The sequence below is a fragment of the Chryseotalea sp. genome, from assembly GCF_057350905.1.
In genome coordinates, this window is the sequence record NZ_JBMRCF010000012.1 from 100,297 (window position 1) to 112,727 (window position 12,431).

The 12,431-nt window shown below is 38.7% G+C and carries 9 protein-coding genes; 7 read left to right on the forward strand and 2 right to left on the reverse strand.

Annotated elements, in window-relative coordinates; genetic code table 11:
- Positions 1-34: 34 nt before the first annotated feature.
- The 6 genes from ACO1XM_RS15840 to ACO1XM_RS15865 all read left to right on the forward strand — a co-directional run bounded on the left by ACO1XM_RS15840 (position 35) and on the right by ACO1XM_RS15865 (position 8,465).
- On the forward strand, positions 35-1,909 hold the full coding sequence (locus ACO1XM_RS15840; RefSeq protein WP_486230730.1) for a 7TM diverse intracellular signaling domain-containing protein: 1,875 nt from the start codon (positions 35-37) through the stop codon (positions 1,907-1,909).
- A complete protein-coding gene (locus tag ACO1XM_RS15845; RefSeq protein WP_486230732.1) occupies positions 1,881-2,633 on the forward strand; it encodes a LytR/AlgR family response regulator transcription factor in 753 nt (250 codons plus the stop codon). The genes ACO1XM_RS15840 and ACO1XM_RS15845 overlap by 29 nt, the downstream gene beginning before the upstream one ends.
- Positions 2,634-2,768: 135 nt before the next feature.
- On the forward strand, positions 2,769-3,383 hold the full coding sequence (locus ACO1XM_RS15850; protein ID WP_486230734.1) for a hypothetical protein: 615 nt from the start codon (positions 2,769-2,771) through the stop codon (positions 3,381-3,383).
- A gap of 100 nt (positions 3,384-3,483) precedes the next feature.
- Positions 3,484-5,265, forward strand: a complete 1,782-nt coding sequence (locus ACO1XM_RS15855) for a hypothetical protein (protein ID WP_486230736.1) — start codon at positions 3,484-3,486, stop codon at positions 5,263-5,265.
- 28 nt (positions 5,266-5,293) lie between these two features.
- Complete coding sequence (locus ACO1XM_RS15860; RefSeq protein WP_486230738.1) at positions 5,294-8,041, forward strand: hypothetical protein; 2,748 nt, start codon at positions 5,294-5,296, stop codon at positions 8,039-8,041.
- A gap of 109 nt (positions 8,042-8,150) precedes the next feature.
- On the forward strand, positions 8,151-8,465 hold the full coding sequence (locus tag ACO1XM_RS15865; protein ID WP_486230740.1) for a LytR/AlgR family response regulator transcription factor: 315 nt from the start codon (positions 8,151-8,153) through the stop codon (positions 8,463-8,465).
- Here the strand turns inward: ACO1XM_RS15865 and ACO1XM_RS15870 are convergent.
- The gene (locus ACO1XM_RS15870) at positions 8,452-9,471 is read right to left on the reverse strand and encodes a DUF3137 domain-containing protein (protein WP_486230742.1); all 1,020 of its coding nucleotides are present in this window, start codon (positions 9,469-9,471) and stop codon (positions 8,452-8,454) included. The two genes, ACO1XM_RS15865 and ACO1XM_RS15870, sit on opposite strands and share 14 nt — an antisense overlap.
- 199 nt (positions 9,472-9,670) lie before the next feature.
- Between ACO1XM_RS15870 and ACO1XM_RS15875 the strand changes: the two genes are divergently transcribed.
- Entirely contained in the window at positions 9,671-11,710 is a 2,040-nt protein-coding gene (locus ACO1XM_RS15875; RefSeq protein WP_486230744.1) for a PKD domain-containing protein, read from the forward strand.
- Positions 11,711-11,859: 149 nt separating this feature from the next.
- On the opposite strand, the gene ACO1XM_RS15880 is transcribed toward ACO1XM_RS15875, so the two are convergent.
- A complete protein-coding gene (locus ACO1XM_RS15880; protein ID WP_486230746.1) occupies positions 11,860-12,366 on the reverse strand; it encodes a tetratricopeptide repeat protein in 507 nt (168 codons plus the stop codon).
- Positions 12,367-12,431: the final 65 nt, after the last annotated feature.

A 12,431-nucleotide genomic window follows, 5' to 3' on the forward strand; every position in this document is an offset into this window, starting at 1 on the left:
AGGTATTAAGATTATTTTATAAAAATCAACCAATATGTTTAAGATGTCAATGAAAGAATTGCTATTGTTCTTTTTTATTTCTCAAAATCTACTTGCACAAGAACACAATAGCCTTATTGTACTTCATGATAAATCCGAGTTAAAGTCGGTAGGTTCGCAAATATATTTTCTGGAAGATGAAAAGGCAAAACTGACCTTTAGTGAAATATTGACCAAAGAATACCAACAAGCATTTAAGCTATATACAAAAGATGTTTACACCCATAAGGCATCGCCATCAGCAGTGTGGTTTAAGTTAAACGTACAAAATAAAACAGGAGAAGATGCCTGGCTGTCAACAGGTGGGAATGTTTGTTGGTATATAGATTTTTACAGACCCGCGGCCGGAGGTGCTTATGAAGAAGTGAAGTCAGGTGGAATGCGGCCTGTTAGTACTAGAGAATATCCTGTTAACTTTTATTGGTTTAAACTGGCCGACAGAAGCGACACAACCATTCGAACTTACTATGTACGCATAGCCAGTGGGTTGACCCAGGAGTATTTTTTACAAGCAGGCACCATTCAATCCTTAACGAAGAATAAAGAGTCGTACGATTTTCTTACCGCTGCTTTTGTCGGTCTTATGATCGTGATGAGTTTATATAATCTCTTTTTGGCTTCTGCCACTAAAGATAAAATATACCTTACCTATGTGTGTTATCTTATTTCGGTAGTCATCGCCATTACCTTTGCGAATGGTTATCCTTTTTCAGATGAACCTTTTCTATTGAAGTACTACATAGCATGGGTTCCCATCTTTTTCTTTTTTACTACCCTGTTTGCTGTTCAGTATCTGAATTTACCCTTACATGCACCCTTATTGAATAAGACGCTATGGGTAATGTTAAGTTGCTTTTTTATGATACCACTCATTTATTTTTTGGGATTTGATTTATCAAGGGGGCCTTTTATTTTCCAATTTTTCCTTTTTCCTTTCTTTTTAACATTACTTTTTTCGGGAGTCTATCTATTGTACAAAGGACATAAAAATGCCCGCTTTTATGTATTGGGTTGGTCTTTTGAAATCGCCAGTGTGTTGGTTTTCTTTATGGCGATGGATGGTTTTCTTCCCTTTAACATCGTTACGCGCAATGCCATCTACTTTGGTACCAGCATGGAGATACTCATGTTTTCACTAGCGTTGGCGGATCGCCTCAATATCTTGAGGCAAGAAAAAGACAAGGCAGAAGCAGAAAAACTCACCATCATCCGTGAGCAGAATAAGGTATTGGAACAACGTGTAGCCGAGCGCACTGCCGAGATTCATCATAGGGTGAAAAACAATCTTCAGATCATATCCAGTCTTATCAATTTGAAATCGAGACAAGTAAGTCACGATATACGGGAGATACTCAATCAGCTTAATGGCCGAATTTTTTCTATGGGCTTGTTGCATGAGAAATTGTATAAGAACGAGAATCTCCAATCCATTCGGCTTGATTTGTACCTGGTTGAATTGGCAAAGTATTTGTTAGAGTCCTTCCGTGAATCAGAAACATCAGTAAAATTAGAGGTAGATTGTGAGCCGTTGGAAATTGATGTTGATCATTCTCTTACCTGTGGATTGATTTGTAACGAACTGTTTACAAACTCCATGAAGTATGCCTTTACAGAAGAACAGGAGCGCAAGATTATCAGCATCAGACTAAAACAGTATACAGACTTTATAACACTGGAAATGTCAGACAATGGTAAGAAAGTCAAGACAGCTCCTGATGACTTGATGAAATCTTTTGGTTTACGTTTTGTAGATCAATTAGTAACTTCAAAGCTGAGTGGAAATTGGAAATATAAGGTGGATGAAGGTTTTAAAGCAGTGATTCAAATGCCGATAAAAACAAATGGAAAAAGTCAGGGTAGTCATTATTGAAGATGAATTCGTAATAGCTGAGGACATGGAGACACATCTTCGTTTGTCAGGTTATGAAGTATCAGGCAAGTTTGATAAGGCTGAAAAAGCTTTGCCCTTTATTTTGGACAATCAGCCGGACATTTTATTGGTAGACATCAAATTAGCGGGATCAATGAATGGTATTGGTCTTGTAAAAGAGGTGCAGGCAAGTTTGTCCATTCCTATTGTGTATATCACAGCTAATTCTGATCAGGCCACTTATGAAAAAGCTAAAAGTACCAGGCCCCATGCCTTTTTAGTAAAACCCTTTTCTTCAGCCAATTTATTAGCCGCTGTTGACCTGGCCCTGTATCATTTTTCCAATGAAACCACCCCCGATCATATTGAAAGACCAGTTGCTAAAGAGTATGAAGCAGTACCCTTCGAAGTGAATGGCTCCTTGTTCATTCGAACGAATGGTAAATATAAAAAGATACAATGCGAAGACATTCTCTTTATCGAAGCCTCAGGCAGCTATGTTCATGTTCAAACAAAACATGAGCGTTTCACACTTTCACAGAATCTTTCACATTTTCATAAAAAAACACCCTTACCTAACCTTGCGCGTATACATCGATCCTACATTGTAAACATGAACCATGTAGATTCTTTCGAAGATTCCTTTGTTTATATCAGAGACCATAAGCTGCCCATCAGCGAGAACTTTAAAGTTGATTTTTTGAATAAGGTAAGATGTCTATGATCAATTGCATAGCTAAAAAGTTCAGCCTTTTATAAAGTAAGTAACCACCTCCACAAAGATTTTACATCCTTTTACAAAAGCATATTTGTTTAGCCAGGTATAGGTTTACACTTTCAGTTGAGTAAACCCTCTTGTATGAAACTGAAGGCTATAGGCTTTTTACTCTTGCTTGGCAGTGTGGCCATTGTAAATGCCTGTTTAATGAGCAAGCCACTCGAGTCAGAAGTAAAAATAAGTCTGAGCGAGCAAGTTGCGATAAATATTAGCAAAGACCTGGGAGCCTCTTATATAGATGTCTATTCCGAAAACGACTATAAAAAGATTTTTTTTGATGAATTGAAACGCCTGCTGGCTTTGGAAAAAATAGTGGTGGATAATGCTAATCCGCAATTCAGCGTCAATATTACGCAACTCACTTTGCAGGAAAAGTTAAGTGCAGATACTGTAAAAGATGAGCGCTCGCCTGATCATGGTAAGGTTTTCAGAATTACAGAAGGCATAGTAAGCGCTAACGGGACACTAACGAATGTGACAAACCAAAAAGCAGTTAACTGGACTGCGACAAAGGATAAACGTGAGCGCATTACATCTATGCAAAGCCTTGGACAAATGGTTACGGGTGATAATAAAAACCTTACTGAATACAGAAAGAAGGAATTTGACAAAACAGAGTTTTATGCATTAGCCGGACAATGCGGTCAGAAAGCAGCAGCAGTCATTGCCAGTAACATTAAAAGGCAAATGAAATGATGAGGGTAACGCAAAAGTTGATTTTCTGCTAATAAATTCATTTCTATTTATAAATATGATACTCTACCAAAAGCCAAAGACCTCATTTACCTCCAGATTCATGTCAGTTATTTTCAACCCTGTGTTGTTACTGATGACAGGAGGTGTAATTACACTAATCTACTTTGCTATTCATGACGAAACACAAAAGGCTTACGGTTTCTGGATTGGCGCAGTGGTAGTGGGTATGCTGACAGGAATTATGTTTTACAACATGCTAAAAGCAAGTGCGCATGAAATTGTTTTGCTGGAGTTAACGGCAGATGCACTAAAAATACAAGCATTTAATTTTAAGCAGCTGGAGGAAAGTTTTATTCCTATTAAAGATATTGATGTTAGTATAAACAAGCATATCAGGAATAGTAAATCAAGAGACGGTTCCTCAACAACAAGTGTCAGCTATAGCCTCAGCATCTATAGTAAAGATCAGGAAAAACCACGAATAGTCTTGAACCAACCAAGGGCAGTGCTTGGCGATATAATCCAAAAAATTAAAGAGCATGGTGCGATAATATTAAAAAACAATGAGCTCGAATTTTTGGCTATGCACCAAAATCAGGGTAGGCCGCTCATACCTTCAACAATGGTCAGTTTATGGAACAGAATAGTGTTGTTGTTGGTAGTACTGATGATTGGCGCGGTGTTTGCCGATTTTAAATTTAACAACAAGAAAATACTAAGCCACCTGGGTTTTGTTTTCGATGCAGACAAGCAAGACTATACCGTGGCAATCAGATCGCTAAGCAGTGGGGAAATGGATTCTGTTTTCTACCTGTCTGATCAGGGTTTGGAAATGTCAGTCGCCTGGAAATCATTTAAACCTGACTATGGCAGGGCTACTTTATCAGATGGCGCAGACAACATATTGCTGAACATAGAATATCCAACAGCCTGGGATGGTATGATCCCTGACTCTTTAAAAACAATGCGAACCATTCGTTATGAATTTACTCCCAACGATAAACCCGGTGAATGGCATTTGCGAATGTACTTTAATGATGAAGAGATTGTAAATCATAGTTTTACTGTATTGGCAGCACTAGCCGATGAACCCCCTTACAAAAAACTGAATTGTTTCATAGAAGATGGTAAGGTGAACCTTGCCAATTTCTATCAACTGTCAAATGATGAAATAGAGAGTTTGAAGGAGCGTAGGGGAGTATGGTATTGGAGCACGGCACTCATAGAATTTAAGAAGCGCGTTACGATCTGTCAGGCAGCTGAATTTAATTATTTTGAAATGGATAATTGGGAGCAATGGGCAGCATCGCTTTCGGGAAAGCCAGTCAGAAATCCATCGCCCCAAGTACACGAACGCATTAAAGCAGTAATGCCGGTTTATGAAGAGGAATTTTTATTCGTGAATCCTGATTTCGTGGCCTGGTTCTCAGCGAATATGATCCCAGATCCTGATGATAAGCAAGTTAACGGATGGGTTTACCAAAAAATGTACTATGCTGTACAAGATGCGGCACGCAGCCTGGCACTTACTTATTTATATTATCTGACTTTGCCCAACCAGGGGCTTGATGCACAAGTGCAATATGCGGAGACCATGGCACGTAAATACATTAATCAGGACGAAGAGAGGGTAATGGAACGGAATGATTATGCGGATGTATACCAACATGTTAATGAGTGGCACGAAGCTTCGGCCAAGCGTTATATCGAAGACCTTGATAATAGTGCCGGTTATGTTTACAACGGTGCAGATATGGCTTTTTGGTTAAGACGAGGCATTGATGGCTCAGCCAACGAACTTTGGTTAGGCCTGCGCGAGGTGCTGAAGCAGTATGATCGTGAATGGTATGAACAACACATCAACCCATATTGGGCACCTTGATTTTGAATAGGGTATAATTTATTTGTGCATGAAAAAAATTGTATGGATGATTTCGTGTATTGTACTGATGCAGTGCACTACAAAAAAAGAGGAAGTTATGCGCATACCCGATGGGTTGAGCATACGATCTCAGTTTACCTCAGCATTAGATCATATCCAGCAACCCATCAATGATGTGGCCTACATGACTTCCATGATGTCTGAAATCGTTTTGTATGTCAATTTCGAAGGTTTAAAAAAAGGTTTACATCACTACCAATATATTGTACACAATGCTCAAGGTCAGCATGCCTGCCCGCAAGAAGGCGTTTATCAGTTTAATGTGGAGGGTACAGGGTATAATGTATGGACGACAATCCAGACTGCTAAATGTTTAGCAACACCTGGAGACTATAGTGTAAAGGTGTATTTGGATGGTAACTGGGTGTTAACAAAACAAATCAAAGTACTGTCTGAAGAAGAAGCTAATGCCGGACAATATGAGGCGTATTGGAAAAATGATAAGTACATGGAGGTATTTCCAATTGCAAAAACACCGGTAAAAGGAGAATGGTTAGTAAAAACACTCGGCAGCTATGGCTCATCAATTTCAAATCTGTTTGTAGTTACACATAAGCAATTGAATCGTATTTTTTTTATTGAGCGCGTATCGGATGATGATGTTTATTTGAAAGAACTTCATAATTATGGCGCTGATCTGGTGTATACTTTCCCGGGAGGAGCGCGTGACGAACCCTGGAATATCCACTATCGGCTGATGGGGGATGAGCTCTATTTTTATAATAAGGTTATCACTGGTGTTTTTAACCTCAATACAGGCGAAACCAAATCGTCATCGTTGCCATTTACGCCACCAGCAGATAATGCTTTTAGTTCGCCAAGCAATAATCATGTATTAACAAAAAATGCCTTACTCGATGGGAAAACGCTCATCACAAGTGGATTATACTGTAATGACCCCGAAATCAGATGGGCAAGCTGGAACGAAATCGAAGACAAGGTTTTCTATTCTATTGAATGCGGAGAAGGCAATGCCTATGGCTTTTTTATGTTTGATATCAGTAAAAATCAGCCACAAAGACTATTGGAAGAATTTATAGGTGTAAGCTCTCCTGTTTACATCCAGAATAATGGCAGTGAGTTTATTTATTTTATAGAGCAAGTGGAAGGACAACCAAATGCCATAAAAGTGGCTACACAGAAAAGTTACTTCGCTGAACTGGGTTTTGGTACAAATTTTTACTGGGAAGGAGCATTCAGTTTACCGTATACGCAAGAAAATATGAATGGTGCCTATATGTCTGTAAATTTTCTGGCTACGTCTGAAACCTATCTGTCTTACCGATACGCTTCGGACATGAGCGAAAGATCTGGTGAGATAAAACGCATTGGGAGAATTCGTGATGGCGCTTTGGCCGGTAAAGAAATTTACAGGATGATCGATGAGGGCTCCTGGTACGAAGATAAGGGAGGCGATGAGGCTTATCCGATTAAACAGTATAGTTATTTGGTAAGAAATGACAAAGAGCTTATCATTATTAACATACCTGATCAGCAGGAAACTGATTTTCGTATTTGTGATCTGGACGGGAAGCGAAGAAAATCTGACCTTTTTAAAGGCGTAACAAGTATTAAACATTATGCTAACGTATTTATTTCAGGATTGCTTTCTTCATCTCAGATTGAATTACCGGACTCACCTACATCCTTGCGAAGAGTAGGTATCGTGGAGCATATGGGCGATAAAAACGCATACAGAAAATTGATAACACACGCCATAGAAGGTGATATTTATGTAAAGGAGAAAGATGATGGTTCGTTTTGGCGCTTTAATGGGGATGGTACGGCAACGCTATATCAATTTGATTTCAATTTTGTAGTCAATACAAATGAAGGTACTGAATTATCAATGGAAGAATATGTACCCTACACGAATCATAGTTGCTTAGGTTCCCCGCTTGACTATGCACATATTATTACACCTTATCCAAGCCGACTAAAGGAAATCGGGAAGACAACAACGCATGCGCCAGTTTTTGGATTTGCCTCAGCGCAAGATGATGTGCTAGTGCAGGAGTATGAACTATTGAAACAAGCGTATGCCGATTCAGGACAGGAGTTTAAAAGCTTGGAGGAATTTTTAAGACAAGTTCCACTGTTCTTATGGAAAGATCCTTTTGGCAGGTATGTCCGTTTTATTCGAAGAGAATACCTTGCACCTACTAACTGCGAACCGATCCTATACCTTTATCCGGAGTCAGCGACTGAAGTAAAAGTTTCGTTAAGTAATAAAATAAATGTGATAGCCGCTGATCCTGCTTTAGAAACAAACTGGCATATGCGTGCTGAGCATGATGGCACGCTAACGGATTTAAGGAGCTTTAAAAAACATGACTATATTTTCTGGGAGGGAATAGCTGCTTATCTTCCACCCCTTCAAAAAGGCTTTGTATTAGATACAGCACACTTGGATAGTTTCTTCGATGAAAAGTTAAATGAACTTGGCCTTATGGATAAAGAGATTGAAGATTTTAAGGAAGCCTGGTTAAAGGAATTTAAAGAGGGGCCATATTACTTTATCGGATTTTACGACCAGTCAATCATAGATAAGTATGCGCCAATGAATATAAGTCCGGAACCAGAAACAATCATCAGAATATTAATGGATTATCGTCCGTTGGCAGATTATGAAAAAACAGAAGTGCCTGATTTAAAGATCGCACCAAAGCGAAAGGGCTTTACAGTGGTGGAATGGGCAGGGTTAAAGAGAAGATGAGGTTAATGACAAAATAATTGGTATATCCATAAAGAATATAGCCGTACTCGTAAAATATTGTTTGCTTTTGGTTGCGTCAGATTGGCATTTTAACACAGCAGCGTGAGTGATGAACGATATCCTATTTATAAAGAAGGAAAGTAAATACAGGAAAGTGCCTGTACAAAATATACTGTACCTGAATGCAGCAGGTAGTTATTTGAATATTATTACTATAAACGAAGAGTTTTCACTGGCACAGAACCTGAGTCAATTTGTTCGGAAGAATGAAATCCCTTCTCTTGTGCGCATTCACCGCTCTTATTTAGTCAACATCCAGCACATAGATTCATTCGACCAGACTTATGTATATATAGGGACACACCAGATTCCCATAGGCGATTCTTATCGGCAAGAATTCATGGAAGGCATCAGGCATTTGTAATTTGATGTTCAGAACGAAGGTTTTCTACCGCTTCTGCTAAACCCAATGCCAAATTTAAATAAGTAAAATATTTCAATGTCACATTTTTTTCAGTGAGTGACTGATGTGCATTTACCTCAAATAGATTTACACCATAAAAACCAAAGTGCAGTTCGTTTTCAAACAGGGCAAGATGAACTGGTACTTCCAGTTGCTTTTTAAAGGCCAGCAGCATCTGTACGAACGTAGTGTTAATAATTTTTAAAGCTTCTGCTTCATCTTGCGACCTAAGCAAAAAACTATTATCAAATTCTGCATTGCCTGTTTTAATCTGTGTGCCTGTAATGTGGTCTTTGAAACTCTTTATGGCAGTGATATCTAAAAGGCTTTGGATAAGTTTATCAGCTGCGTCAAAACCTGTGTAGGTAGGTTTTAGATAAATAGGTGTAGCAAAATTCCTGTTTAATTTAGTATAGCCATATAATCCAGTAAAAACGGTTTCTGTTGAACTTTTACCACCACTATTGGCACTTCGCGTGGCTTGGATGTCGGCTATTCTGAAATTGAATTTTCCTGCAGTGCCGCTTATCAGATCTTCTGACTTAAACATACTGGGTCTTTCAAATAGACCACTGCGAATAAATTCAGCCTGACTGATACCTTGTGCCCCATCGTACTTCAACTCCTTATCTATGAATGAAATAAGTTTAGGAATAACAGTTGTTTTGTATTCTGTAATGAGTGGATCGAACACGAGATTTCTTTTGATGAAAATGTAAATGGGGGCAATGATAGCGTAGAGAAAAGATAGCGGAATCAGTACTATGAAGTTTTCAATATCTACTTGTGGAAAGAAATTAAGCGTAACAAAGAACACAATTAAAAATAGGAGTAATTGTAATAACCTTTTTCTGTACTTTCTAAAGGAGTATTTGTTGGCTATGGTAACTCTTTTTTCTTCCAGTTTTTCCACGTCACTTTTAATGTGACTTTGGTAATAAGCTTCAAACTCGATTGTGGATTTCATGTTCTGGGGTGTAAAGGTCCTACTAAAGATAAGTCGGCTGTGCTGGATTCTGTAATTTTTTGAAATTTATTTTTACAATCAGCTTAATCGGCTTCAAGTAAAAATAGAGTGTGTTAACAAACAAAAGTAGGGTGTTCACAAAGCTGTGGTTGTTTGATTTTTTACAGAGAATTAGTTTTCATCATAAAACCAAGCAACCATGAAAACCCTCTTCAGAATCTCAATGCCCTTTATTTTACTAATGCCCTTTGCTTTTTTCTCTTGCGAAGAAGATGAACCCATTCGCTTAGTAGCCAATGCAGGCGAGGACTTTAGTGGCACAGTAGCCACTATCATTACACTGGACGGATCGGCCTCTACAGGGCCGCAGAACTTTCAATATGAATGGACGTACCAGGGTGGACCTGTAGCAAATGCAGATGTGAATCAACTACAGATGTCTAATAACTTTTCAGCAAATCCTACCTTTATACCTCCCAAAAATGGCGAATATAATTTTACACTCAGGATAGAACATAATGGATCTTTTAGCGAAGATCAGGTTAAAGTAACCATCAGTGGTGTGCTCAGCTTACCTGCCGTAATTTCATCCAACACTGTGCTCAGTGACATTGAAATAGATCCGACTAAACCGGACTATGAAATAAGTGGTATTGTCACTATTCAATCAGGAGGTGCTCTGTCAGCAAATGCGAGTGCTCAAAGCATAGTTTTAAGCTTTGCAGAAAATGCGGGGCTGATTATTGAAGGTGGAGGTGCTAATCTTGGAAAGATTTCCCTTACCTCTACCAATGGCTGGAAGGGAATCTTGTTGAGTGGTGGCTCGTTAACAACTGAGGTATATACGCAAATTGTTAAAGGCGGTAAGAGTGCTTTTAATGGCCAATCCGAGACAGCAGCCTTAACTATGACAGGGGGGAGTCTGACACTCTATGGCACACAATTTTTAGAGACACAGGGTAGTTATGATCTCATAGTGACAGGAGGAACAATAAATGAGAATTTTGCTGGTAATGTTTTTAGTTCATTAAAGCCAATTAAGGCAGATATAAAGTATGTAACGCGCTTTTATGGAAACACATATCCAACTAATTATGATTACCTGCATTTAACAACCTCAGGAGCTGGTACTGTGGCAACTGCTATTGGCAACAGTGGTTTTCAGTTTTATGCTTATAAATATTTTATTGATGGAGATTTCACGGCAGGTTCTGATGTTTTGATTAATCAGTCAGCAAAAATATTTATGAAACCGGGTGCTGGCTTCTATCAAAGTTTTGGTAGTATAACCAGCAATGGATGCTTAACCTGCAGTCCCTCTACAGGCCCTGTTATCGATGGCTTAAATGGTGAGCCATGGAAAGGCATAGCCATCGGTTTTAACGGTACAGTTAATTTGGCAAACATTGAAATTAGGAATGCAGGTAGCGCTGTTTTTAATACGGGTTCATTTAATTCAGCAGTGAAGGCGTCTATTTATTTTGCATCAAATACCAACTGTACTTTAACCTCATCCATGATAACGAACAGTGGCGGTTATGGAGTTTACTTAGACTCGCAACCCTCTACTTTTATGCGTGTAAGTTCAACAATTTTTACAGGTACAACCCAGGCAGCCATAGGTGTCATGGCTACACATGTACAGAATGCTATTGGGCAATCTCCCAATACATTTACCATGCCTGATGGTGTGCCAGCAGTAGAGGTAAAGTCGACCAATCCAAGTGTTAACCAGGTTTTTGGTGAATGGCGAGCTTTACCCAACGATCATTATTATCTGATTACAGGAAGCCTTGTACAAGGTAACAATACCTGGACACTTTCTCCTGGTGCTAAGCTGCGATTTAAAACAGGTAAATCAGTTATGATACAAGGCGGTTTGTTCAACGCAATAGGCACAGCCGAACTACCCATTGTCTTGGATAGCGAAGCAGGTACTCCAGGCACCTGGCCGGGAATTATATTGGAGTCGACCTATAAAATTGAACATTGTCAGATTAAAAATGGTGGTGAGTCATTGCTTTTCAGAGGTGGTATAAGTCCGGCTACGTCCCTTGCAAATGTTGTATTCAACTATGGAGGTACTTCAAACGCGAACACATTCAAGAATAATACCATCAGTGGGGGTGCGGGTTATGGCGTATTGGTAGAAGCGACCAAACAAAATCCGGATGTGTTGAATGTGGCTAATGCCAACACATTTACTAATAATGTGAGTGGCGATGTGATCATTAAATAGTTCCTTAAGTCCTCCGGGTTTCTTTCTTATCCTCGTTGTAAAAAAGTAATGTCAGATGTTTCTACTTGACTACAGTTGAGGCTGTAGGCAAGTGGAAACATTATAAAGGATTTACTATGAATTTAAATATTCACTTTAATAGCTACTGACTACCCATTTTTTGAAGTATGAACAGACAGGCCTTCAAAACTATTGATCATTCTTAAAGCGGCTGTGGCAATCGCATTATCTGGAAATTCTTCCAGAATATTTTTGTAATAATTTTTTGCTAGCCCAGGCTCGCCTATTTGGCTATAACAGAAAGCGATGTTGCATAAGCTCATTTCTTTGTAAGTCATCTTAGATGAACTCAAAAGCAGAACATATCTGTACTTATCTAGCCATTTTTTTTCCTTGAAGAAGCTAATACTTTTTTCAAAATGCGGTATGGCTTCTTTGAACTGATGTGCTTTACAAAGCTGCATGCCTTTTGTGAAGTCTATTACAACATAAGTGCGCAAGACATAAGAAATGAGAAGATAAGTAAGCCCTCCTAGAAGAATTGGTTGTATTAATTGGAATAGGAAGTAGATGTAAATGATCAGTAACAAAATGAACAATTGTGGAATCAACGCTATCCATGCTATCGATCTGTTAACGGGAATGCCTGCAGCCATTATTGATTTAAAATTTACTTTTAAAATAATTAGCAATATTAAAAAATCACACTGATTTAACTACA

Excerpts from the sequence above, each read along its gene's own strand:
- ACO1XM_RS15845 (WP_486230732.1), top strand. The coding sequence starts at position 1,881 with ATGGAAAAAGTCAGGGTAGTCATTATTGAAGATGAATTCGTAATAGCT.
- ACO1XM_RS15860 (WP_486230738.1), top strand. The coding sequence starts at position 5,294 with ATGAAAAAAATTGTATGGATGATTTCGTGTATTGTACTGATGCAGTGC.
- ACO1XM_RS15850 (WP_486230734.1), top strand. The coding sequence starts at position 2,769 with ATGAAACTGAAGGCTATAGGCTTTTTACTCTTGCTTGGCAGTGTGGCC.
- ACO1XM_RS15880 (WP_486230746.1), bottom strand. The coding sequence starts at position 12,366 with ATGGCTGCAGGCATTCCCGTTAACAGATCGATAGCATGGATAGCGTTG.
- ACO1XM_RS15840 (WP_486230730.1), top strand. The coding sequence starts at position 35 with ATGTTTAAGATGTCAATGAAAGAATTGCTATTGTTCTTTTTTATTTCT.
- ACO1XM_RS15865 (WP_486230740.1), top strand. The coding sequence starts at position 8,151 with ATGAACGATATCCTATTTATAAAGAAGGAAAGTAAATACAGGAAAGTG.
- ACO1XM_RS15870 (WP_486230742.1), bottom strand. The coding sequence starts at position 9,471 with ATGAAATCCACAATCGAGTTTGAAGCTTATTACCAAAGTCACATTAAA.
- ACO1XM_RS15875 (WP_486230744.1), top strand. The coding sequence starts at position 9,671 with ATGAAAACCCTCTTCAGAATCTCAATGCCCTTTATTTTACTAATGCCC.
- ACO1XM_RS15855 (WP_486230736.1), top strand. The coding sequence starts at position 3,484 with ATGTCAGTTATTTTCAACCCTGTGTTGTTACTGATGACAGGAGGTGTA.